A 23731-nucleotide genomic window follows, 5' to 3' on the forward strand; every position below is an offset into this window, starting at 1 on the left:
TTAATCCACTCTCTTTTCTTGATCTAAATACGTATGCAGCAGTTCTAAAAATCCGCTGACATAATGTGCAAAAAATATCATAAAACGGACATCTTCTTCATCAAATCCTTCTTCTTTGTTTAAAAGTTCCATCACCCCGATAATCTCTCTTTTGGAACTGAATATTGGTGCTGTTATGATATTTTTTGTAATATAACCTGTCGCCGAATCAATTTCGGGCAAAAACTCCGGATGGGCATAGGCATCATTTGCTACAACAGGTTTCTTTGCCTTGAGTGTATACCCCACCAACCCTTTATCTGCACGAAGTGTTATTTTTTTAACTTCATCCGCCAGGGTTGTCCACACCTCATTTGCAGCAGCATCATATATAAATATAGAACACCGCTCGGCACCTATGACATCTTTGACATATTTTGCAATCAGAGGCAGACCATCTTCAAGAGAATGTTTTGTCAACAACTCCCTTGCAAACTCGGCAAGTTTTAATGATTTGTTTTTATATTTCATTCCAAAGCCCTCTTTATTAATCAATTGCAACTATTATAGTGTAAAATTCTACTAAAAAAAAGGAAAGAGAATGAGTAAATACACTATTTTACACAATCCGCGATGTTCAAAATCAAGAGAGGCACTTAAAATATTAGAAGAAAATGGTATTGCTGCCGATGTTGTCAAGTATCTTGACGAACGTCCGAGTGCCGCACAACTCAAAAACATTATAAAAATGCTCGGACTGCAAAGTGCGAGAGAGATGATGCGTACCAAAGAGGCCATTTACAAAGAGCTTGATTTGCAAAATGAAAAAGATGAGGAAAAACTTATTGCGGCAATGGCAGAACACCCAAAACTGATAGAACGTCCGATAATTATAAAAGATGACAAAGAGGCAATCATCGCCCGTCCGCCAGAAAAAGCAAAAGAGTTTTTAAAGAGCTAACTGCTCTATGCTTACTCTTTTATCATTCATTTGGCTCGTATGTTTTGCTGACATTTAAGCACAGTTAGTTTTGTAATCTAAAAAAGACTCTCAACTTGAATTGTGTAAAATAAAATTTTTGAGGATGCTAACAGGGAGCGCGAGTGCGTGATTGCCATCTTTGAAAATGAGTTTTCATGGATACTTGTTCGCTCCTACTTGATAGAATCAACTCTTAGTCTCCTCATTTTTGTTATATCTTTGTTACTTTACACCCTAAAAGTGGAGATTTACGTACAAGGGTGGAATTTCTATGTCTTTCTTGATTTCCAATAGTTAGGTTTTCTTTGAAGTTGCATAACTGCTAAAATTATTATTTCATCATCTTTTTGATAGTAAACTACACCAAAGGGAAAGCGATTTGTTAAACATCTTCGAATATCTTTATCAAGCTTTTGCCAAGCATCTGGAAATTCTATAATTCTTTGGATTGTTTTGTAAATTTCATGTGCAAACTCTAAACCCAAATGAGTTTGACATTCTTCATAATAATTTACTGAAGCATTAAGTTCAGCTTCTGCATCAGGATGAAAAAAATATATCATACTATGCGTTTAATCTTTGAAAAATTTTTTTAAAAACTTCATCCCCGTTAACATGTGAAACTTGATTGGTTTCTATCTCATCTCTACGTCTATTTACCTCTTTAATCCATAAAGAATCTATTGCAGCATTTGAAGGTGTGATACTTGCCAGTAACTTATCAACAATTTTAGTTTTTAAATCTATCGGTAAAATGTCTATTTCTTCAAATAGTTGTTCTTGTTTTAAGGTTAGCATAATGAACTCCATTTTAAGCATATACTACTATTCTAACAAAATAATAGATGCTTTTCTATTAAATTTAAAATCTATTTTCGAAAAACAATGATAAATTTTCTTAAGTAGCTTAGATATAACAACTAAGTTCACCAATAAATACCCGCAAGGCATGGCAATCGTCTTCCTATTTCTAAAGCAAAAGAGTTTTTAAAGAGTTAACTGCTCTATGCTTACTCCGTTATCTTCCAAAAACTTTGAGATGGTTTTGGAGTGTGTATGTTCATACTCTTTGGCATATACAATGCGTTTGATGCCACTGGCAATAAGATTTTTGCTGCATTCGCTGCAAGGTTCCAAAGTAACGTAAATTGTTCCGCCCTCAATGGAGATACCCTTTCGTGCCGCCCAGATAATCGCGTTCATCTCCGCATGAATTTCGTATGTCTTGCTCCACTCATGGTGCTCTTTGGTGTATTCGTCATTCCAGTGATCACAGCAGTTCGTATAGCCTGCAGGCGTTCCGTTGTAGCCTGTGCTTAAGATGCGTCCGTCTTTGACAATGACCGCACCGACCTGTTTTGAAACGCATTTGGATGCTGAGGCTATTTCTGAAGCTATGTTTATAAAATTTTTGTCACTAAGCATAATTTACTTTGGCAGTCTGATAATATTTATATCTGCATTGTCACGAAGCCGTGCAAAATAGTCACTCAAAACCGCTTCACGTTTTTCTGCCATAATCGCATTGATGATCTGCGGTTTCAGCTTTTTCAGATCCACTTTTTTTGATTTTGTTGTCGACTTTACATAACAACACATAAAACCGCCTCTGCCGTCAGGCAAAACCGGAGTGAAATGGTCTGGGGGTGTTTTTTCCAAGATTGCCGCAAGCTGTGGCGGAATTTTATTGTAAGGCAATACCTGCTCCTGTGTCTTGATATCGGGTGCATAAAACATTGGATTGTCTACTTTTTCCTGCAGTCGGCTTTTGTCTTTTGATTCGTTTATGATGACAGAAAAAGATTCGGGATGGTTAAACTGCTGTTTGTGCAACTCGTAATACTCTTTTATCTCTTCGTCAGTCGGTTCGGAGAGTGATGACATTGCAATGGCAACATAAAGCTTTTGGCTTAAAAGTTTTTGTTTTATTTTTTCTTTGAATTCTGTAGAACTCAAACCGCTTTGTTCTCTCACAGCATCATACAACTGACTGATTGTCAATCCGTTTGCTTCAGCCATTTTTTTAATATCATCATACACTTCCGTACTTGAAACCGAAATATCTCTTTTGGCAATTTCAAGTGCTTCAAGTTTTTTACGAATAAGGATGTCGGACGCTTTTTTTGCATCTATATGCGCCTGCTGCATCTCTTTTTCAATATCAAGCAGAGTAATTGCTTTATCTTCTACAACAATTGCGACACCGTCATAGACTTCTGCATTTACTAAGCTTGCAAGCATAAGTAATACGAGTAATTTAAACATAAAAATCCATTTTGTTAATTTTAATAGAGTATTTTACCAACCTTTAACCAACAATTGCCTAAAATTGCAAGAAACTTCTTATGTAACCTTAACTTAGAGGGCAAATTCTCCTTGCCAGTCTGAGCCTCACGCTAAGTTTACATAAGAAGTGAACACTAACACAAGAGGTATATCATGGTTGTTACTCGTTTTGCTCCATCTCCTACAGGCTATCTGCATATTGGCGGTTTACGCACGGCTCTTTTTTCTTATCTGTGGGCAAGAAAGAACAAGGGAAAGTTTCTTCTTCGCATTGAAGATACCGACAAAGCAAGAAATTCTCAAGAGGCAACAGAAGCCATTTTAAAAGCATTTGAATGGCTTGGACTTGAAGCAGACGGAGAAATCACCTACCAAAGCAAACGCGAAGATATTTACAAAAAATACATACAGCAGCTGCTTGATGAGGGCAAAGCCTACAAATGCTATATGAGCAAAGAGGAACTTGATGCTTTGCGTGAGCAACAAATGGCAAACAAAGAACGAACAAAATATGATGGCAGATACCGTGACTTTTGCGGAACTCCTCCCGAAGGTGTTGATCCTGTCATCCGCATCAAAGCACCTCTAAGCGGTGAAATAGTCGTACATGACGGTGTCAAAGGCGATATCTCGTTTCAGGCAGAGGATATTTTGGATGATTTTGTCATTGCCCGTGCAGACGGAAGTCCTACCTATAACTTTGTCGTGGCAATAGACGATGCTTTGATGGGTATCAATGAAGTTATCCGCGGAGACGACCACCTCTCAAACACTCCTAAACAAATCGTCGTTTATGAAGCGCTCGGATTTGATGTTCCGAAATTTTATCATGTCCCTATGATTCACAACGCGCAGGGCAAAAAACTCTCAAAACGTGACGGTGCGACAGATGTCATGGCATACAAAGAGATGGGATATTTACCACAGGCACTGCTTAACTTTCTTGTGCGTCTTGGCTGGAGCCACGGAGATCAGGAGATTTTTTCTATGGATGAGATGAAAGAGCTGTTTGATCCAAAAGACATCAACAAATCAGCCTCCATTTACAATACGGAAAAACTCGACTGGCTCAATGCCCACTACATTAAAAACACACCTAATGAAGAACTGACGGAACTGCTTGCTGATTTTGGTGTGGTATTAAGTTCACACGATAAAAAAGAGATTTTGCTTGACGCCCTTAAAGAACGGGCAAAAACCCTCAAAGAGCTGGCAACGCTTATCAATGAGATAGTGACAACACCTCAGTCATATGATGAAAAAGCTGTCAAAAAAGCCTTTAAAGGCAATGCGATTGAAATTCTTGAACATTTTGCAAACAAACTTGATGAAGCAAAAGAGCTGCACCTGCCAAGTGACTATCATCATGTGATGGAAGCCCTTGTCAATGAGATGGAATCGGTTTTGGAAAAATCGGCAATCCGCTTCGTGTGGCACTGCTGGGTAAAATGAGCGGTCCGGGACTTGATGTCGTTATGTCTGTCATCGGAAAGGATGAAACCATCCTTCGTATTGCCAGAGCCATAGAAGCCAATATATAATGGCTTCTGTGTTTTAATTTGTTTCCGGTAAAATAGGCACAGTCACTATATCTTGCGATAATTTCCCTGTTAAAGATTGTAAAAACAGATAAATACTTTCTGTTTCCTCTTGCGACAAATCTACCCCTAACTGCACCTTTGCCATTATTTTTACAGCTTCTTGCAATGATGTAACACTGCCATCATGAAAATAAGGGGAAGTCATTGCAACATTTCTGAGTTGCGGTACCTTAAAGAGATATTTGTCATCTTCTTTTTTCGTGACATTGTAGCGACCTTCATCAATCTTCTTACTTTTGGTATACTCCCAGTAAGGCGCAACTATTCCGAATTTTTGATTCATTGTCCCGCCAAGCAGTGCTCCTGAATGACAAGAGGCACAGCCTGTTTTTATAAATGTTTTAAGCCCCGTTTTTTCTTTTTGTGTCAAAGCATTTGTTTTGCCCTCTAAAAATTCGTCAAACCGTGAAGGTGTTGAAAGTGTGCGTTCCCATGCTCCAATCGCCTTTGCATAATTGGCAACGCTTATCGGCTTCGTATCATTTGGAAATGCTTTTTTAAACAAAATACGGTATTGTTCAATACTTTGCAGCTTCTTTTCCACCCACTCGTTAGAAGGTGCGCCAAAAGAGCCTTTTCCGAGCAATGCCTTTCTTGCCTGCTCTTCAACATCTTTTCTGTCTCCGCGCCAGTGCTGAGAAACCTGACCTGCAGCATTGAGGACCGTTGGTGCATTTCTTGGATTCAGTTTTCCAAAATTCCCTCTTGATTTTTCAAGATTGTCTGCTCCGTAATAACTAAACGGATGGCATTTTGCACAACTCGTTGTTCCGTCTATAGAAACTCTTTTTTCATGAAAAAGCATCTTTCCAAGTCTGATTTTTTCCGGCATCATGGTATATTGCGCAGAAGGAAATGTTTTTGGCAATGGTGCAAAATTTTGTTTTGCCTGTTCTAACAGGAGAGTGTCTGAAGCATAGAGGGATGATATAACAACTGATAATGAAAAAATCATTTTCTTCACGGAGAATCCTTTTTTTAGTAAAGAGCATACTTTCATTAATAGAAAAATATTATCTTTTAAGAATTATTTGATATTATTGCTTAAAAAGAACTTATTCAGCTATAAAATCCGTCTATTTTCAAAATATCCCCATTAAATATCATCTCTGTAGACATCCGTCATATCAAAATCATTTTCCGGTTCAATGGTAGGGATTGCATCCAAATCACTTGGGTCTACTTCCACTGCTGAGAGATTATAATCTTTTCCCTGATAAAACCTCTGCTCTTTTGCATATTTTTGTTCTTTTTGTATCTGTTGCTGAATATGCTTTTGTGTAATATCATCCCCGTTAAGCACCATTACATGTAAGCCGGCAAAGACAACTGCCAATAATATTTTCTTCATAACCTGTCCTTATCTATTTTTTCACAATATATTATACCTGAAATATCTAAAAACATAAAAAAGTTAACTTTAGAGTCTGCTTTTTTGAGATATAATTCTTTTATGAATCAAAAACCTGTCACTATAAAATCCATCTTTGCATTAGCGCTGCATAAAAAATCTTCTCTGATAAACGGGCAGATTTTGACCATTTTGGCTATCATCGTCAGTGTTCCCATTCCTTTGATGTTGCCGGTCATGGTAGATGAAGTCCTGCTGCACAAACCTGAGTATATTGTTCCTGCCATTGACAGACTTTTTGGCAGCGGTTCTGCTTTTTACTATATTGGGCTTGTTGCCTTTGCTGTTATATTTTTACGTTTTTTATACTACTTTTTAGGGGTACTCAGCACAAAAATATTTACAAAAATATCAAAATATGTTACCTTTATGATACGCTCACGCCTGCTAAAACATCTCCAAAAAACTTCCATGAATGCCTATGAGACCCTTGGAAGCGGTGCTATTACGGCAAATCTTATCACCGACATCAATACCCTTGATGCATTTATTATGAGCAGTGCTTCACGTTTTGTTGCCTCTGTTTTAACCCTTCTTGCCGTCGGTATCGTGATGATTGTTATCAATCCTGTTTTGGGCATACTCATACTTTTTGTGCAGCCGCTTATCATGTTTGTCAGCAAAAAATGTCCGCACGCGTGGGAGAACTCAAAAAAGAAGAGAACCAGGCAATTGCAGAATTTCAGGAAAATGTCGGCGAAACGCTTGAACTGTTCGGGCAAATAAAGGCCAGTAACAAAGAACAGCATTTTTTTGGCAAAGCGATAGAACAGGCAAAAAAAATTCAGGATACTTCCAATGAATTCAGCTTTAAAAGTGTTGCCTATGAAAAACTCTCTTATACAATCTTTTTAAGTGTTTTTGAACTCATTCGCGCTTCAGGACTTTTGCTTGTAGCCTACAGTGATCTGAGTATCGGTATGATGTTTGCCATGTTTGGCTACATCTGGTTTATCATGACACCAGTCCAGGACATCCTCTCCATGCAGTACAGTTATGCCTCCGCCAAAGCTGCTTTAGAGCGTATCAACAAAGTCCTGACACTCAAAACAGAAACGAGCGGGGAGAAAAAACTTACAACAAAGAGCGTTGATATTTCTTTGAAAAATATATGCTTCAGTTATGCCTCAAGTGATAAGTTCATTCTTAAAGAGATAACTTTTGATGTCAAATACGGTTCAAAAACAGCGCTTATCGGTGCAAGCGGCAGCGGCAAAACAACCCTTGCTCAGATTATTGCCGGTTTTTATGAAAAAACATCCGGTGAACTCAGATACAATGATATTCCCACAGAAGAGCTGGACAAACACTCCGTGCGCCAAAAAATATTTTTAGTGTTGCAGATGCCTATCCTCTTTAACGCTTCACTCAGATTTAACATCACCATGGGACATGAAAACATTAGCGACGAGGCCATCTACAAAGCTCTTGAAATCGCACAGCTTCAAGATATGCTCCAAAGTATGCCAAGCGGGCTTGACACCCTCGTCGGGCATCACGGCATACGCCTCTCAGGCGGGCAACGACAAAGACTCAGCATCGCCAGAATGATAATTGCAAATCCGAGTGTCGTCATTTTTGATGAATCAACTTCTGCACTTGATGTGCATACCGAAGCCAAACTCTTTAGAGCACTCGCTCCCCTGCTTGAGAAAAAAACAGTCATTACCATCGCCCACAGACTCAGCACTGTTAAAAATGCCGATATGATTTATGTCCTCAATGAAGGTGAAATAGTCCAACGCGGCACGCATGAAGAACTTGAAGAACAAGAAGGGCACTACAGTGAATTTCTCAAGGAGCAGTTGTTATAAAAAAGATAAAACAGGCACAGAAAGAACTTTTGGCATGGTATGAAAAAGCAGGCAGGCATGAGCTTCCTTGGCGAAATACACAGGACATCTACCGTGTATATCTCAGCGAAATCATGCTCCAACAAACACAGGTCAATCGTGTACGGGATGAATACTATCCTCAGTTTTTGAAAAATTTCCCACACTTCAAAGCCTTGCAAATGCACCGCTGGATGATGTTTTAGCGGCATGGAGCGGACTTGGGTACTATTCGCGTGCAAGAAACCTTCATAAAACAGCCCGACTTTCACCAAAATCTCTGCCAACAGACTACAAGGAGCTGCTCTCTCTGCCCGGCATAGGGCAATACACCGCAAGTGCCGTTTGCAGTTTCGGCTGCAATCAGAGTATTCCTGTTGTCGATACAAACATAGCAAGAGTGCTCAAGCGTTATTTTGCCCTCTTACATGTAAAGGACAAAACAGTTTGGGAATACGCACAAAAATTCCTTAATCACAAAGACACCAGAAGCCATAACCTTGCCCTTATGGATTTGGGTTCGCTTGTCTGCCTGCCCAAAAATCCAAAATGCGAAGAGTGTCCGCTACAAAAAACGTGTCAGGGAAAAACAGAAGCGGAGTTATATACAAAAACCAAGAAAAAAGAGTATGAATCACTCGAACTTTTTTACGGTATTTGCATACAAAATGAAAAAATAGCCCTTACCCCTGCTACAGGAAACATGTACAAAGGCATGCTTGAACTTCCTGCCGTCGACCCGATAGAAGAAGATTTTTTAGGCAGTTTCAAACACGCCTACACAAAATACCGCTTACATGTAAAGCTCTACACACTCGACTCTTTTGAAGATGGCATCTGGGTAGAAACAAAGGCCTTGCACAGCGCTCCAATCTCTTCTTTGACAAAAAAAGCGCTCTCAACAGTTTTCAAATAGAACAACTTTGTTTCTTCCGCTCTCTTTTGCTTTATAGAGGGCATTGTCCGCACTTTTATAAATATATTTCACTTCACCCTCGCGTGCATCAGAGAGATAACATACGCCTATAGATATAGTAAGCACTCCATACTTTTCATTGTAAAGATGCTCAATTTTCAGGTTTTGCACCTCTTTGCATATATTTTGCAGGTGCCTAAAGGCTTCCTCTTTTGTATAGGCGCTGCAGACAAAGCCAAACTCTTCTCCGCCCAAACGGAAAAAGAACTCATTGGCACGCTGTGTCAGTTCTGTGATTTTTGCAGTAATGCTTTGAAGTGCCTCATCCCCTGCATCATGCCCGTAGTTATCATTGTAGAGTTTAAAATTGTCCACATCCATAATCGCAAAACAAAAACTCTCATGGGTTCTTTTTGCTCTGTTTAGCTCCTGGGGAAACACTACATTAAAGTACCGCCTGTTGTAAATATTTGTCAGTGCGTCCTGCATGGACAAATCTTCAAATTTATGCCGAATATTATATATTTCTGTTATATCATTTAATGTCACCATCATATGCATTTTATTCTCTTCATATATCTTTTTGGCATACACAGAAAAATAGTATTCCTGCTCCAGGTAACAGATTTTTATGATTGGCTCTTCCTCACCCAGAACATCTTCCACCCATTGCATTTTTGTGCTGTTGATGGTATCACCATGGCATGATGCACAAAAAAAGTCACAAATACATTCATGCTCTCTTTTAAACTCTTCCAAAGAAGCATACTCTTTGAAAAATTTAAAAAATGCCTCATTCGCTCGGGTAATACTGTTGCCGGTTGTGATAATGATAATATTGGGACTCTTTTCAAAAAGCGTCTCCAGATAAATCTCTTTTTTGGCATGTTCTGCTTCGAGCAGTTTTGTCTGCTGGAGAACTTTGAGTTCAAGCGTATTGCTTAGCTTTTCATAACTACTGCTCTTTTTTTGTAAAAACCTGATGAGAAAAAGAAGGACAAGTGTAAAAACAGTAAATAAAAAACTTACTGCAAAAAACTTGAACCAGACGCTCTGTATCTTCTCTACATAGAAAGAGGCATCCATATCAATGGCAATCTCTTTATAAACATAATAAAGCCTTTTTTTTTCGCTCTCAAGCCTGTAAATAGGTTTTTTTGAAAGATTTGCTCCCTTTTTTTGCACCTTTGGAGTCACTGTATAGTAAAAATCGTTTTTTTGGTATTGCTTCAAGAGGGTTTGTACAAGCAGACTGGGATCAACTTTTTTAAAGGCATCACCTTCTTTCACATAAAAAGTTCCAATCTCGGCAGGAAGATTACGGATATTTTCTATCTCTTCGTAATGTTCCCGTGCATCTTTGAGTAAATTGTCAGTATAGTTTTTTTGTGCCTCTACAGCTATCATGTAGAAGTATGCTTCTATAAAAACCCATACAAGCAAAATGGTAATCCCAATCATAAAAAATTTATTTTTTGAGTTCTTCATACAAATAGCTTATAGCAAACAAACTGAAAGCTATGTTAAGGAATAAAGCTAGCTCTCTTCTATCTTGATATCAGAAGCGACAATGTACAAAGGCGCATTGTGTACATGTAACATTGTACTTCCGCTTCCAAGGGCAAAGCCATAGAGGTTGTTTTCTTTGATAAGTGTTATCCCAAAGCCCATATCTAAAAAAGAGAGGACATGGTTTTCCAAAATTCTCGAAGCATTGATACCGCTAAAAGTAATTTTAACAGTGTGAATATCCTCCCCCTCGTCATCCTGCACCACAAGTGTCACAATTTTTGTATCGGGCAGCTGTTGTATTGAACGCAGTTGTTCATGCTTAAAGTGGTTGTACTTTTGCAGTAATTCTTCTATCTCTTTCATTTTTTCCCTTTTTATTAAAACAACATCTTAACAATAAAAGGCTTTCTCACCGCTTCGTTGACTGAGTTAGCGTAGACATATAAGCAACAAAACTCACAAACACTACACATTAGCATGCTATACTTTGAAAACTAAAAAAACAGAGGAATAATTTATGAAAACAGTGATACTGGGTATTTTCCTACTTTGCTCCGGAGCACAGGCAGTCAGCCTGAGTGAAATTATTGACATCTCTTTGGCAAAAAAACCGTCGCTGGAAGCTATCAATGAAAGAATTGAGGCAAACAGATATAATATAGCAGTCTCCGACCAATTTGAAAACCCCCAACTGCTCATAACAAAAAATACACTCAATTCTTCGCAGGCGATGAGTCAGTCTGTGGTGACATTCAAACAAAAAATTCCTTTTTACAATAAACGTGAAACCAACAAAAAAATTGCAGAAGCGGAAGATGCTTTGTTGCAGGAAAAACTAAATGCAGCAAAAACAAAACTGGTTGCACAGATAAAGAGTGAAGCCTATACCATTTGGAAACTGAATGAATTGTATAAAATTATTGATGAGTATGTCACACTGACACAGCAAAACATTGATCTGTACGAATCCTACACAAGTATTGATGAGAACCAGCATATCGGAATAATGAAAGCGGAACTCTCCCTCTCAGATCTGCAAATCCAAAAAAGTGTTTTGCGTGAAAAAATCAATGCTGCCTATGCAAGACTCTCCTATCTGGCCTCATTTAAAATACACCATTTGGATATAAATATACAAATGGGGGAAAAACCGGATTTGGGACAACTGCAAAAATCTTTAGCAGAGAATCCGGATATTAAAATAAAAGACAAAGAGATTCTCAAACAAAATGCAAAGTTAAAAATGGCAGATCTCAACAACTATCCGGACATTAATCTTATCGCAGGCTATGCTCTTCGAGAAAATTTCAACAACTATTTTAATTTTGGTTTCGGCTTGAGCCTGCCTATATACGGCACGGAAGACTACAAAGAAGAAGAAGCACGCGCCCTGGTTCTCTCCGCTACAAGCCAAAAAGCAGATACTCAGATATCTGTCAATGCCGAGCTTGAAGCCTATTATGCGCAAATGCTCTCTTCTTATGAAATATATCATATTATTCAAGATGAAGCCCTTCCCCAGGTTGCTCACATGTTTGAGCTTTCAAGCTCTTCCATCTCTGTCGGGGCTGATTTGTTCAAATATATAGATGTCCTGTTTCAAAAACTTGATTTGGAACAAAAAAGTATCAAAGCCGTCGCAAACTACAACCTGGCACAAGCCAAAATAGCACAACTTAAAGGAGAATTACAGTGAAAAATTTAAAATTATTACTACTTTTGCTGCCGTTGATGGTATCGGCAAAAGAAGCATCGGTGGAACAGCTTTTTTCAGTTCAGACCGTCAAGGTACAAAAAACAAAAACAAGCCACAGCAAAAAAAATTACGGTTTTGTCAAAGCAAACGAAGCGAGAGTGTATGAAGTGAGTCCCCGTTTTGGAGGATTTGTCGAAAAACTTTATGCCGACAAAATTTACAAATATGTCAAAAAAGGCGAGCCTTTGGCAGTTGTCTACTCTCCTGAAGTATACAAAGCAAAAGAGGACTATGTCAACTCGTACAACTACACAAAAAACAGACCAAACAAAGGTATGCTCAAGAGTGCAAAGCTGAAACTTTCTTTGCTGGAAGTCGCGCCAAATGAGATTTCTCAAGTTATAAAGATGAGAAAAGTATCACCGAACACAACAATCTATGCACCGCAAAGCGGTTATATCTTTATGAAAAATATCAATGAAGGATCTGCTTTTAATGCAAAAACAAATCTTTTTGAGATAGTCAATCTTGATGACGTCTGGGTTGAGGTAAAGGTCTTTGAAGATGATGTCAAATGGCTCAAACATGCCAATGACTTTCGTGTCAGTTTTAAAACAACCGATAAAACATACGAGACGCATTCAAAGTTTCTTTATCCAAATCTGAGTCCAAAAGAGGCAACACTCACTATGCGACTCACTTTGGCGAACAAAGACCATACACTTTTTCCGGGAATGTATGCGGATGTAATTTCAAAAGACAAGGCAAAAGAGTATCTGACACTGCCGCAGAGTGCGGTTATCTTAAAAGACGGAAAATACTATGTTTTTGTTGTCGGAGAATTTGAGGGAGAGTATGAACCGATGGAAGTCAATGTCAAACCGCTCAATAATGAAACATACATCATAACAAGCGGACTCAATGCCGGCGATGAAGTTGTCAACAATGCCCTCTTTATGATGGACAGTGATGCGCAGATAAACGGCTTGTATTAAAACTGTGTTATAATACTCTTAAAAGTACTTTTAAGGATATTCTTATGACAGTCAGCGCAAATGAAGTAAAAAAACGAGGCGTTTCTCTTTTTGGAGAACTCTTGGAGAAATGGGACGAGGTTATTATCAATTTTCGTGGTGAAAAAAAGTATGTCGTTATGGACATAGAAAGGTATAAAGAGCTTCGTGCTTTGGAACTTGACCGTGCTTATACAGAGGTAATGGAGGATATTAAAAATGGAGATTATCATACAGATGTTGCAAAACATTTAAAAGAGATAGCTGATGTATGAAATCACTTTTAGTAAAAAGTATGAAAAAACAGTAAAAAAGTTTTTTAAAAAGCATCAAAATTTAAAAGGAAAATACACAAAAACTATTCTTCTTTTACAGAAAAACCCTTTTCACCCTTCACTGCGTTTGCACAAACTGCAGGGGTCGTTAAGTGAATATCATTCTGTCTCTATTGATATGGATTACAGAATCCTCATAGATTTTATCATTATAGATGAGCAGATCATTCTTATAGACATCGGTTCACATGATGAGGTATATTAATTTGCATCTCATTCCATTGCCTGACGCACATCTTTTGCGACTTTTTTCTCATCTACAAAAAAGAGAGCAGTCCGCCGAGAATAAAAAGAATGGCAACAGAAGCAATCGAGAGTCTTGAATTATGGCTAAAGAGTGCGACAAAGGCTACCAAAAGCGGCCCTATGATAACTGCAAATTTTCCAAGAAGATCATAAAATCCGAAAAATTCTGCCGCATATTTTTGCGGTATCATTTTGGCATAATAGGAACGGCTCAGTGCCTGAATACCTCCCTGAACCAATGCAATAAGTATTGCCAGTATATAAAATTCATAGACATCTTCCATCATCGCAGCATAAACAATAATAAATATATAGACAGCGATACAAAGATAGATAACTTTTTTTGTATCCCAGATATCGGCAAGTTTGGCAACAATGAGTGTGGCAGGGAAACCGACAAACTGCACAATAAGCAAGGCCATTATAAGCTTGCTGCTGTCAAACCCCAGCGCCATTCCGTAATCAACAGCCATACGGATAATAGTGTCAACCCCGTCAATATAGAGCCAGTATGCCACCAAAAAAAGCAAAAGTCCTTTAAGACTTGCCACTCTTTGAAAGGTTTTTTTCAAACGCAGATACCCTGCAACCAATAAAATATTTTTCTGCTCTTTGTCTCCCTTCTTCTCCTCTACAAAAAGCAAAAGAGGCAATGAAAAAACCGCCCACCACACTGCAACACTGACAAAAGAAGCTTTTATCGCCGCAGCCTTGTCTTCAAAACCGAAAAAGGCGGGTTCCTGTACCATAAAAACATTCAAGGCAAACAAAATACCGCCTCCGAGATATCCAAGGGCAAAGCCCAGGCCTGAAACATAGTCAACATTTTTATCATTACTCACAGAGGGAAGCAAAGCGTCATAAAAAATATTTGATCCCATAAAACCGATATTTCCCAGCGTATAGACAAGTGCCGCCATCTGCCAGTTTCCCTGCTCGACAAGAGCCAGTGAGGCACTCATCAAAATACCCAAAAATGCAAAAAGAAACAAAAAACGCTTCTTGAGTGAACCTGCATCAGCCACAGCCCCAAGCAAAGGCGCAAGAAGCACTACCACAAAACTCGAAATTGAATTTGCAAATCCGAGCTGCGCGGTACTCACAGTCACCTCAGTTCCCACACTGTAATAAGACTTGAAAAATATAGGGAAAAACCCAGCCATAACAGTGGTTGCATAGGCAGAATTTGCCCAGTCATACAGTGCCCAGGAGTATATAGATTTTTTATTATTGTTTTTCATATCCTAATTCTATAAGAAAATATATTAAGAGAACCTCTAAAAATCCTGATTGTCTCATACTATTTCTCACAAACGCTACACACTAGCGTGCTATAATTTTCAAAACTAAAAAAATGGACAAATTATGATAGAAAAACTCATCGCTTTTAGTATAAAAAACAAGTTTATTGTTCTTTTGGCGGCTTTTGCTCTTGTCGGCGCTTCTATTTGGAGTATGAAAAACACGCCTTTGGATGCTTTGCCTGACTTGTCTCCTCCTCAGGTCATTGTACAAATCAATTGGGCAGGACAGTCTCCTGAAATTGTCGAAGATCAGGGAACCTATCCGCTTGTTGCACAGTTTTTGGCTATTGCCAATATTGATACGGTACGTGGATACTCTACCTATGAGAACGGTCTTATCTACATCATTTTCAAAGAGGGAACAGATCTCTACTGGGCACGAAGCCGTGTTCTTGAACAGCTTGCTTCCATTCAGTCGCAATTGCCGGCAAACATGAATGTATCCCTTGGTCCCGATGCCAGCGGTGTGGGCTGGGTGTATGAATATGCCCTCAAATCAAAAACAAAGAATCTTGCCGAGTTGCGTACCCTCCAGGACTATTACTATAAATATGCGCTTATGGGTGTTGACGGTGTCAGTGAAGTAGCAAGTATCGGCGGATTTATTCCTACCTTTCAGGTGACAGTAAACAATGACAATCTGGTTCGCTACAATCTCAGCATACAAGACATCAAAAGAGTATTGGCCAAGAACAACAATGATACAGGCGGGCGTATCGTCATTAAAAACGGATATGAGTGGATGGTACAGGCCAAAGGCTATATTAAAAACCTTGATGATATCAGAGGACTTGTTGTCACAACAAAAGCCGGTACACCTGTAAAACTCGGTGATATTGCACGGGTAGAACTTACCCCTGCACCGCGTCGCGGTTGGCAGACTTAAACGGCGAAGGCGAAGTTGTCGGCGGTATCGTTATGGCACGTTACGGCGAAGATGTTTATACAATGATTAAGCGTGTTCAGGAAAAAATGAAAGAGCTTAAAGTTGAGGGTGTGGATGTTGTCACCGTCTATGACCGTTCAGGTCTCATTGACAAAGCGGTAGACACTTTAAAAGATACGCTTATTGAGGAGAGCGTTATTGTTGTCATCATCATTGGACTTTTCTTGATGCATTTTCGCTCTTCGCTTATTGTCATTATTGTTCTGCCTTTAACAGTCGGTTTTACCTTTTTGCTGATGAAAATCTTTGGTATCGGCTCAAACATTATGAGTCTTGGAGGTATTGCCATTGCCATAGGTGCCATGGTTGATGCCTCCATCGTCATGATAGAAAATGCCCACAAAATGCTGCACAAATTTGAACACAAAGAAGGAAGAATCCCGACAGAAAAAGAGCGCATTGCCATCATACTCAAGTCCTCACAGCTTGTCGGGCGTCCGATATTTTTCGCACTTGCACTTATTGTCGTATCATTCCTGCCTATTTTTGCACTGACAGGTCAAGAGGGACTGTTGTTTACCCCGCTTGCCTTTACCAAAACATTTGCAATGGCTGCAGGCGCACTGCTGAGCATCACTCTGGTCCCTGCACTGATGATATTTTTTGTCAAAGGCAGAATCCTGCCAGAGAGCAAAAATCCACTGAACAGATTTTTCATCTGGCTCTATCGTCCAATTATTGTCTACGGCCTCAAAGCAAAATATCTTGTCATTGTTCTTGTTCTACTCTCTCTTGGTTACATGTATCCGCTTTACAAGAGTCTGAAATGGGAATTTATGCCTATGCTCAATGAGCAGACATTCATGTATATGCCTGTTACCCCTTATGGTATCAGTATAGACCAGACAAAACAGCTTTTGCAAAAAACAGACAAGATTATCAAAAGTTTTCCCGAAGTAGAAAATGTTTTTGGCAAAGCCGGGCGTGCAGGTACGGCAACGGATCCTGCTCCTCTTGGTATGCTTGAGACTATCATCACGCTCAAACCAAAGTCCGAGTGGCCCAAAGGCATGACCTATGACAAACTGCGTGAAGACATGGAAGCCGCTTTGCAGGTTCCGGGACTGACAAATTCCTGGACCTACCCGATTCGCGGTCGTATCGATATGCTTTTAAGCGGTATCCGAACCCCTATCGGTATCAAACTCTACGGAATGGATGCGGCAGGTTTGCAAAAATTCGGCAAACAGATAGAAGACAAACTGCGGGAGTATGACAAAACCCTCTCCGTATTTGCAGATCAGGCAAGTGCCGGATACTACATTGACATTATCCCTGATGAGGAGAAACTTGCCCGATACAACATGACAAAAGATACGCTCTTGGAGTACACAGCTTTTGCCATCGGGGGCATGAAAGTTTCAACAATGTACAAAGGTCTTGAACGTTATCCTATCGCACTGCGTCTGGAAGACAATGAGAGAAGAAGCCTTGAGTCCATCAGAAACATACAGGTCAAAACCAAACTTGGCTTTGTTCCGCTTGGTTCACTTGCAAAAGTGGCTTACAGACAGAGCGCTTCTGTCATAAAAAGCGAAATGGCAGCACCTGTGACCTTCATTTATATCACACCAAAAGAGGGTATCAGTGCGACAGAGTATAAAATAGGCGCACAAAAGTTCATCAATCAAATCAAATTTGATCCGGGATACTATATAGAATGGGCGGGACAGTCAGAGTATCTTGATTCGGCTATGAAGCGTATCATCTGGATTGTGCCTGCTGTTCTTGTTGTCATCTTTTTACTCATCTATATGGCACTCAAAAAACCGGGACCGACAATTATTGTCTTTTTCACTCTGCCTTTTGCACTCTTAGGCGGACTTATCTATATAGACATCCTCAACTTTGCCATGAGTATAGCCGTTATCGTCGGATTTTTGGCACTCCTTGGAGTAGCCGCGGAAACAGCCATCGTCATGATAATTTATCTGCAGGAAGCGGTGGATGAATATAAAGAAAAATATGGAAAAAACTTTGGAATCAAAGAACTCAATGCCGCAATTTATGAAGGAGCTGTACAAAGAGTCCGTCCAAAACTTATGACGGTGTTTGCTATTTTGGCAGGTCTGACACCTATTATGTATACCCACGGAGTAGGAAGCGAAGTCATGCAGCGTATTGCCGCACCTATGCTTGGCGGAGTTGTCAGTTCAGCTGTTTTGAGCCTTGTCATCATTCCGATCCTGTTTGAAATCTATGCAAAACGACAACTTTCCCAAAAAGAGGATATTTAATCCTCTTTTTTATTGCATCGTACTTTTTATATTTTGGACAAATTCTGTAATGTCATCATGCAGATCCTGTAAATCTGCTTCATGCTCTACCTCATCGGCCAGTATCTGAGAAACCATATCGTAAGTGATGATATCCTTGTCTTTGACAATATTGGCAAGTTCCGAATAGGTACTGATTGCACACTGTTCTCCTTTTATAGAGTCTTCAAGGATGGCAACCACATCAAAGTTTTTTGGCTCTTCATAGCCGCAGTTTGTATGCGTAAACCACTCTTGCGGATTCAGAAGCGGTGTACCGCCAAGCTGTATGATTCTGTCGGCAACCATATTGGCATGTCTGAGTTCATCATTTGCATGCTGTGTCAGCTCCGCAAATGCCGCATCTTTCATAATGCCTTTAATCACTTTTGCTTCTATAAAATACTGATAATAGGCCAGCCACTCATCAGCATAGGCTCTGTTAAGCAACTTCACCACTGTTTCAGGTTCTATGCCTTTAATAATCGAATTTCCTCGTGTCATAATATTCTTCTCCTCTGATTTGAATTACCTCAAGTATAAGGCAACTCTTCTTAAAAGAAAATTATTATTATTTAAAAAGAAGTGTGAATTGTGTTCCTTTTCCAAGTTGGGATGTAACATTGACTGTGATACCATATGCATTACATATCTGTTTCACAATGCTCAGACCCACACCGAATCCGCCTGCTATATCTGATTCACGTTTATACATTTCAAAAATTGCATCAAGTTTTTTTTGCTCTATACCGACACCCTCATCTGCTATAACAAAGGCATTTTTATCAAGTTTTATGCTTATTTTTGTTTGGGGAAGAGAGTATTTGATGGCATTTGAGAGCAGGTTGGAAAACAACAGTTCTGCCCGTGAGGGAATTATATGAAAATAACATTCTTCAAGCTGACTCTCTATTTTTATATTTTTTGCATTTGTAAGTTCACTGTAGTAACCGATAGTCTGCTCCAAAATATTTTTAAGATTCACATCCTCTGCTTCTTGCTGTTTTTGATTAAAATTTAAAAATGTCAGTGACTTATAGATACTCTCAAGCTGTTTTGTGCTTATAGAGATATTCGTCAGTATTTTTTTATCATAAACTTTTTTCTTGATTGCCCGGCTCGCACTCATTTTCAAAGCGGTTATAGGAGTATTTAACTCATGCGAGACATCCTGAATGAAGCTCTCTATCTGCTCCATTCTCTGATGCACAGGTTTCATAAACAGTTTGGCAAGTATGACAGAGATGAGGACAATAAAGAAAAAACCCACACTCATAGCCAAAAGGACATTTTTTTGCAGTTCGTGCAGCTGTTTGAAATACTCTTTTGTTCTGACAAGGACATATTCAATATTCAGATGTTCCTGCGGTGCATCCGAAACCAGAACCTTATAACCGTTTTTCTCATAATATCCTGTTTTAAAACCCGCAGCTTCATTTGCACCAATCAAACTGTATTCATACCCTTTTTCATTTGGGAGCTGTAATGTTGTCCCTTTCATCTGTGCATTAATTATGAGTCCTGAAAGTTTGTCGGCGATATGGTTGAGCTTATAATAGGTTGCACTCTCCAAAGAATTTTTCTGTGCGCTGTAGTACCAGTATCCTGAGAGCAAAACAAACAAAAAGGAAGAGACAAGATAGAGCGTTACAAAAGAGTAAAAAGACTTTTTTTCCAACTCATTCAAATTTGTAGCCCTCTCCCCGGATATTGACAATATGTTCTTTGCCGATGTATTTTCTCAGATTTTTTACAATGGTACGAATAGCATCATCACTCGGCATATCTTCATACTCCCAAAAATTTTGCAACAGTTCGTCAGAACTTACCACACGATGACGGTTTTTATAAAAGTAATGAAGACAGTCACTCTCTTTATGTGTCAGTTTGATCATTTTTTCTGGCGTTTTGAGTATATGTGTTTTTGTGTCAAATATGATATGTTCATCCAGTTTCACCAGACTTTCCAGTCCAAAATGTCTCTTAATGTTTTCTATACGCTGTGCCAGCTCTTCCAAATCAAAAGGTTTTTTTATAAAATCGTTCGCGCCTGATTCAAAAGCGGATTTGAGATACTTTGTATCATGAAAAGCGGTAATGAAAATAGCCGGTGTTTCATCATGGAAGTCTCTCAGTTCCCGCAGTAGTGAAATACCGTCGCCATCCGGAACATTAATGTCAAAAATATACAAATCAAATTTTTCATTTTCCGAGAGTTCAAGTGCCTGTTTCATACTGTAAGTCTGCACAACCTCATATTCGTCTTCCAAAAAATCAACCAAAATGTTTGCCAGTGCCGTGTCATCTTCAAGGAGTAATATTTTCATTTTTCGTTTATAAGTATATCTTCAGTCGTTTTTTTAATTATGGGTAATCTTGTTTTTATTACATCTTCCACTATATACAGGTCCACACCTTCATAATCATGCGCTATAAAATTTCTTAGTTCGTAACTTCCTTTTATATCCTCTTTTGCAAACTTTGAAAGTATCTCAAGTTCACCGTTATGAAGTAATTTATCAAACTGTTCTGAAATGGATGTAAGATGCATAAGTATAGCTGCTCTTGCATTTTGTTCGTCTTCTAACGCTTTCTCAATGGAGCCGTTTTGTTTCACTATCTCCTCTATAAAGAGAATCTTTTTTTTTATAACTTTTATTCTCTCTACAGATTTTTGACTAAACATATATAAGCTCCTTTTTGATACTCTCTTTAAATGGACTGTTGCTGTCTAAGTCAAAAATATCTATATTTCTATGAAACTGCTTTCGTATTTTTGATTTTATCGTTGCTACTGTATCAAAGTAATCATAAGATGTGTTTGTCTGTAAGAAATTTTTATCTTTGGATATGGCAATGTCAATATCACTGTAAACTGTTTGTGTCTCTTTTGCAAAACTCCCAAAAAGGGCGACTGAGCTGATGCCATTTTTATAAAGTTCAGGTTTTATCTGTTTGAGATACTCTATGATATTGTTTTTTGTCGCTTTCATAAGACAGATTATAGCATATCTGTGCCACTAACATCCTAACTCTGTGTTATAAGCTCTTTTATCGCCATGCTTACATCTCCAAGACAACATCCGCCGCTTGGGTTCAGCACTTCACAGGCACAGCCGGGATTTTTCATTTTTGCTTTGATGTCTTCAAGTGCTGTTGTTTGTCCTGTTGCCTCTAATTCCGCTTTTATTTTCTCTTTGCTCCAGCCAAAACAGTAGCATACAGTAGCCGGAGTTGCTCCTTCTTTGAGTCCGACGACAATGCTCATATCATCCTGTGTCAGTATCTCATCGCCCCGAAAATAGACTGCTTCGCATGCAGCTGTTTTGCAGTAATAAAAACCGTCAAAACAGGAAAGTTTTGATTTTGCCTCCTCTGTTAAAAGATGCTGCAGTGTTTTGCCCAGCACCCCTTTGGCTTTTTCTCCACATATCGGACAGGCAACTTTGCCTTTTGGCTGAGGCGTACAGCAGTTATCACCTTCATTTTTTGTTCTAAACAGATCTGTCATGACTTATCCTTTTTAAAAAGTCAATTATATATTTTTCCTGTGTAATCTTTGTGTCATACATTTTTGTCCCTGTGCTACACAAACACACCACAAAAAAGTTATATACTTCTCCTAACAAAACAAAAAGGAGTTTCTTATGAAAACTTTGGCAAAAATCTTTTTCGCACTGCTTTTAGGCACAACACTTGTTCAGGCAGCCGCATTCTCCAAGGATGCAAAATTCAGAACAACAGCAGTACATATCACCGCAGACAAACCGCTTACTACCGGTTCCAACACACTTATTGTCACTATCAAGAAAAACGGCAAACCTGTCACTGATGCAAAAGTAGCACTCAAAGCCTTTATGCCAGCCATGCCGGGGATGCCTGCTATGAGCTCAAAAGCAAATGCCCAAAATCTTGGTAACGGAAAATACAAAGCAACACTCAATCTTGCAATGAGCGGAACATGGCAACTGCATATATTTATCACACCTAAAACAGGAAAAAGGTCTCGTGTTAAAACAACATTAAACTTTTAAAAGGCAAAAAAGATGAGAAAAAAGATTATTTTACTTTTTCTGCTGTTAGTAACAATTCCGTTGTTTGCCAATGCAGAAAGTCTCCAAACACACACGCTTCTGGGATTGTTACTCGGAGCCTTTGGAGCCGGATTACTGCTTACTTTTACTCCCTGTGTACTGCCTATGATTCCGATTCTCTCAAGTATCATAGCCGGACAGGGTGAAAAGCTTACCAAGAAAAACGGTTTACTCCTCTCTGTTGCTTATGTTCTTGGCACAGCACTGACCTATACACTTATGGGTGCTCTTGCCGGGGCTACAGGTGAACAGCTGCAATCCTACTTTCAAAATATCTGGGCGATTGGTATTATGAGCTTTGTCTTTTTTCTGCTGGCACTTTCTATGTTTGGTTTTTTCAACCTGCAAATGCCCTCTTTTATTCAGTCAAAACTTGACAGTCAAACCCGAAATATTAAAGGCGGTACCTTTTTTGCCGTTTTTTTGCTCGGTTTACTCTCGGCCCTTATTTTAGGAGCCTGTGTCTCGCCTGTCATTATCTCATTTCTAAGTGTTGCCATTGCGCAGGCAAATCCTGTTTTGGGAGCAGAGATGATGTTTGCACTCTCACTTGGTATGGGTGTTCCGCTCTTACTCGTTGGTCTGGGTGCCGGATATCTGATTCCAAAAGCAGGCGCATGGATGGATTATGTAAAGTACTTTTTCGGTATTCTCCTTTTAGGTGTTGCTGTAAGTATATTTTCCGAGCTTGAACTCTTTTCTGCTTTGTATCTGTGGGGTGTTTATTTTATAATAATCGGCGCATTTATATATCCCTTGGCAACAACAGATGAGTCCTTGACGCTATGGCAGAGGTTTTTAAGAACGCTGGCAATACTGTGTCTTGTTTGGGGAACTATCAGCTTGACAGGAGCTGCTATGGGGCATGACAACATATATATGCCACTCAAAAGCAACGCTGTACAACAATCAACATCAGGTTTGCAGACGGTTACAAAAACACCTTCTCTTTTTACAGAAGTACCAAACCTCAAAGCAATGGATGAAAAATTAGCGCTGGCAAAACAAACCGACAAGCCTGTATTTGTCTATTTCATTCAAAATATTGCAAGGTTTGCAAAAAACTCGATGAAACAACATTCAAAGATCCAAAAATTATTGAAATTCTTAATAACAAATATATTGCCTTAGTAGTTGATTTGTCTGATAAAAGCAATAAAGACACACTGGCTATTAAAGAAAAATACGGTGTTTTCGGCTACCCCGCATTCTTGCTCATAGAGAGTGACGGAACACCCCAAACGGATTCAATACATTACGGCTATGAAGGTGCAAAAGAATTATTTGATGTACTTGATTTAAATGCAGAATAACAAAAAAGGC

Annotated in this window: 26 protein-coding genes and 4 pseudogenes; 14 read left to right on the forward strand and 16 right to left on the reverse strand. The window is 39.0% G+C overall.

Annotated features, from left to right (window positions below):
• On the reverse strand, window positions 1–510 hold the full coding sequence (locus tag MLC44_RS12540; protein ID WP_346389776.1) for a GAF domain-containing protein: 510 nt from the start codon (window positions 508–510) through the stop codon (window positions 1–3).
• A gap of 70 nt (window positions 511–580) precedes the next feature.
• Here MLC44_RS12540 and arsC point away from each other — a divergent pair, with 70 nt between their 5' ends.
• Window positions 581–940, forward strand: coding sequence for an arsenate reductase (glutaredoxin) (gene arsC, locus MLC44_RS12545; protein ID WP_418640771.1), 360 nt, complete (start codon window positions 581–583; stop codon window positions 938–940).
• A 290-nt stretch (window positions 941–1230) separates the two neighbouring features.
• Here arsC and MLC44_RS12550 read toward each other — a convergent pair whose 3' ends face one another.
• From MLC44_RS12550 to MLC44_RS12565, 4 genes are all read right to left on the reverse strand, one after another.
• Entirely contained in the window at window positions 1231–1524 is a 294-nt protein-coding gene (locus tag MLC44_RS12550; RefSeq protein WP_151899366.1) for a type II toxin-antitoxin system RelE/ParE family toxin, read from the reverse strand.
• A gap of 1 nt (window position 1525) precedes the next feature.
• Complete coding sequence (locus MLC44_RS12555; RefSeq protein WP_188110013.1) at window positions 1526–1759, reverse strand: addiction module protein; 234 nt, start codon at window positions 1757–1759, stop codon at window positions 1526–1528.
• A gap of 189 nt (window positions 1760–1948) precedes the next feature.
• A complete protein-coding gene (locus MLC44_RS12560; protein ID WP_346389778.1) occupies window positions 1949–2386 on the reverse strand; it encodes a deoxycytidylate deaminase in 438 nt (145 codons plus the stop codon).
• Window positions 2387–2389: 3 nt separating this feature from the next.
• The gene (locus MLC44_RS12565) at window positions 2390–3226 is read right to left on the reverse strand and encodes a peptidylprolyl isomerase (protein ID WP_434657642.1); all 837 of its coding nucleotides are present in this window, start codon (window positions 3224–3226) and stop codon (window positions 2390–2392) included.
• A 174-nt stretch (window positions 3227–3400) separates the two neighbouring features.
• Between MLC44_RS12565 and gltX the strand changes: the two are divergent.
• Window positions 3401–4788, forward strand: a pseudogene (gltX, locus tag MLC44_RS12570) (glutamate--tRNA ligase).
• 13 nt (window positions 4789–4801) lie between these two features.
• On the opposite strand, the gene MLC44_RS12575 reads toward gltX, so the two are convergent.
• Together MLC44_RS12575 and MLC44_RS12580 are read right to left on the reverse strand one after the other, a co-directional pair.
• Window positions 4802–5803: a cytochrome-c peroxidase gene (locus MLC44_RS12575; protein ID WP_434658887.1), complete on the reverse strand. Its 1002-nt coding sequence runs from the start codon at window positions 5801–5803 to the stop codon at window positions 4802–4804.
• Window positions 5804–5944: 141 nt separating this feature from the next.
• On the reverse strand, window positions 5945–6199 hold the full coding sequence (locus MLC44_RS12580) for a hypothetical protein (RefSeq protein ID WP_151899361.1): 255 nt from the start codon (window positions 6197–6199) through the stop codon (window positions 5945–5947).
• Window positions 6200–6301: 102 nt separating this feature from the next.
• On the opposite strand from MLC44_RS12580, the pseudogene MLC44_RS12585 reads away from it, so the two are divergent.
• The 4 genes and pseudogenes from MLC44_RS12585 (at window position 6302) to MLC44_RS12600 (ending at window position 9007) form a co-directional block, all read left to right on the forward strand.
• Window positions 6302–8073 (forward strand): annotated as a pseudogene (locus tag MLC44_RS12585) (ABC transporter ATP-binding protein).
• Between the two features lie 29 nt (window positions 8074–8102).
• Window positions 8103–8297: a hypothetical protein gene (locus tag MLC44_RS12590; RefSeq protein WP_434657645.1), complete on the forward strand. Its 195-nt coding sequence runs from the start codon at window positions 8103–8105 to the stop codon at window positions 8295–8297.
• Window positions 8282–8473: pseudogene (locus MLC44_RS12595) on the forward strand (A/G-specific adenine glycosylase); the annotation flags it as partial. The gene MLC44_RS12590 and the pseudogene MLC44_RS12595, both read left to right, overlap by 16 nt.
• A gap of 18 nt (window positions 8474–8491) precedes the next feature.
• Entirely contained in the window at window positions 8492–9007 is a 516-nt protein-coding gene (locus tag MLC44_RS12600) for a hypothetical protein (RefSeq protein ID WP_434657648.1), read from the forward strand.
• Here the strand turns inward: MLC44_RS12600 and MLC44_RS12605 are convergent.
• Window positions 8990–10495, reverse strand: a complete 1506-nt coding sequence (locus MLC44_RS12605) for a sensor domain-containing diguanylate cyclase (protein WP_434657650.1) — start codon at window positions 10493–10495, stop codon at window positions 8990–8992. The genes MLC44_RS12600 and MLC44_RS12605 overlap by 18 nt on opposite strands.
• Before the next feature lie 48 nt (window positions 10496–10543).
• Window positions 10544–10882 (reverse strand): hypothetical protein, encoded by a 339-nt coding sequence (locus MLC44_RS12610; protein WP_151899357.1) that lies wholly within the window; start codon window positions 10880–10882, stop codon window positions 10544–10546.
• 154 nt (window positions 10883–11036) lie between these two features.
• Here MLC44_RS12610 and MLC44_RS12615 point away from each other — a divergent pair, with 154 nt between their 5' ends.
• The 4 genes from MLC44_RS12615 to MLC44_RS12630 are packed head-to-tail and all read left to right on the forward strand — an operon-like array spanning window position 11037 to window position 13768.
• Window positions 11037–12215 carry a TolC family protein gene (locus MLC44_RS12615; RefSeq protein ID WP_434657652.1) on the forward strand — a complete coding sequence of 393 codons (1179 nt, stop codon included), beginning with the start codon at window positions 11037–11039 and terminating at the stop codon, window positions 12213–12215.
• On the forward strand, window positions 12212–13210 hold the full coding sequence (locus MLC44_RS12620) for an efflux RND transporter periplasmic adaptor subunit (protein ID WP_188110011.1): 999 nt from the start codon (window positions 12212–12214) through the stop codon (window positions 13208–13210). The genes MLC44_RS12615 and MLC44_RS12620 overlap by 4 nt, the downstream gene beginning before the upstream one ends.
• A 44-nt stretch (window positions 13211–13254) precedes the next feature.
• Entirely contained in the window at window positions 13255–13503 is a 249-nt protein-coding gene (locus MLC44_RS12625; RefSeq protein ID WP_346389785.1) for a prevent-host-death protein, read from the forward strand.
• Window positions 13496–13768: a type II toxin-antitoxin system RelE/ParE family toxin gene (locus tag MLC44_RS12630; protein ID WP_434580567.1), complete on the forward strand. Its 273-nt coding sequence runs from the start codon at window positions 13496–13498 to the stop codon at window positions 13766–13768. Before MLC44_RS12625 ends, MLC44_RS12630 begins: the two co-directional genes overlap by 8 nt.
• Window positions 13769–13820: 52 nt before the next feature.
• On the opposite strand, the gene MLC44_RS12635 is transcribed toward MLC44_RS12630, so the two are convergent.
• On the reverse strand, window positions 13821–15050 hold the full coding sequence (locus MLC44_RS12635; RefSeq protein WP_434657655.1) for an MFS transporter: 1230 nt from the start codon (window positions 15048–15050) through the stop codon (window positions 13821–13823).
• A gap of 124 nt (window positions 15051–15174) precedes the next feature.
• Between MLC44_RS12635 and MLC44_RS12640 the strand changes: the two are divergent.
• A pseudogene (locus MLC44_RS12640) lies at window positions 15175–18296 on the forward strand (efflux RND transporter permease subunit).
• Between the two features lie 9 nt (window positions 18297–18305).
• On the opposite strand, the gene MLC44_RS12645 reads toward MLC44_RS12640, so the two are convergent.
• The 6 genes from MLC44_RS12645 to MLC44_RS12670 form a co-directional block, all read right to left on the reverse strand.
• Window positions 18306–18818, reverse strand: coding sequence for a ferritin-like domain-containing protein (locus MLC44_RS12645; protein WP_230973283.1), 513 nt, complete (start codon window positions 18816–18818; stop codon window positions 18306–18308).
• A 67-nt stretch (window positions 18819–18885) separates the two neighbouring features.
• Complete coding sequence (locus MLC44_RS12650) at window positions 18886–20001, reverse strand: sensor histidine kinase (protein WP_418640782.1); 1116 nt, start codon at window positions 19999–20001, stop codon at window positions 18886–18888.
• A complete protein-coding gene (locus MLC44_RS12655) occupies window positions 19994–20641 on the reverse strand; it encodes a response regulator transcription factor (RefSeq protein WP_151899349.1) in 648 nt (215 codons plus the stop codon). Before MLC44_RS12655 ends, MLC44_RS12650 begins: the two co-directional genes overlap by 8 nt.
• Window positions 20638–21000, reverse strand: coding sequence for a HepT-like ribonuclease domain-containing protein (locus MLC44_RS12660; RefSeq protein ID WP_151899348.1), 363 nt, complete (start codon window positions 20998–21000; stop codon window positions 20638–20640). The genes MLC44_RS12655 and MLC44_RS12660 overlap by 4 nt, the downstream gene beginning before the upstream one ends.
• Complete coding sequence (locus tag MLC44_RS12665; RefSeq protein ID WP_346389789.1) at window positions 20993–21307, reverse strand: nucleotidyltransferase family protein; 315 nt, start codon at window positions 21305–21307, stop codon at window positions 20993–20995. The genes MLC44_RS12660 and MLC44_RS12665 overlap by 8 nt, the downstream gene beginning before the upstream one ends.
• A gap of 35 nt (window positions 21308–21342) precedes the next feature.
• On the reverse strand, window positions 21343–21825 hold the full coding sequence (locus tag MLC44_RS12670) for a putative iron-sulfur cluster-binding metallochaperone (protein ID WP_418640783.1): 483 nt from the start codon (window positions 21823–21825) through the stop codon (window positions 21343–21345).
• A 136-nt stretch (window positions 21826–21961) separates the two neighbouring features.
• Between MLC44_RS12670 and MLC44_RS12675 the strand changes: the two genes are divergently transcribed.
• The 3 genes from MLC44_RS12675 to MLC44_RS12685 are packed head-to-tail and all read left to right on the forward strand — an operon-like array spanning window position 21962 to window position 23721.
• Entirely contained in the window at window positions 21962–22348 is a 387-nt protein-coding gene (locus MLC44_RS12675; RefSeq protein ID WP_151899345.1) for a FixH family protein, read from the forward strand.
• Between the two features lie 12 nt (window positions 22349–22360).
• Window positions 22361–23539, forward strand: a complete 1179-nt coding sequence (locus MLC44_RS12680) for a protein-disulfide reductase DsbD family protein (protein WP_434657658.1) — start codon at window positions 22361–22363, stop codon at window positions 23537–23539.
• A complete protein-coding gene (locus MLC44_RS12685) occupies window positions 23431–23721 on the forward strand; it encodes a thioredoxin fold domain-containing protein (protein WP_434658888.1) in 291 nt (96 codons plus the stop codon). The genes MLC44_RS12680 and MLC44_RS12685 overlap by 109 nt, the downstream gene beginning before the upstream one ends.
• Window positions 23722–23731: the final 10 nt, after the last annotated feature.

It is taken from the genome of Sulfurimonas sp. NW9 (assembly GCF_051132275.1).
Classification (GTDB): Bacteria; Campylobacterota; Campylobacteria; order Campylobacterales; family Sulfurimonadaceae; genus Sulfurimonas; species Sulfurimonas hydrogeniphila.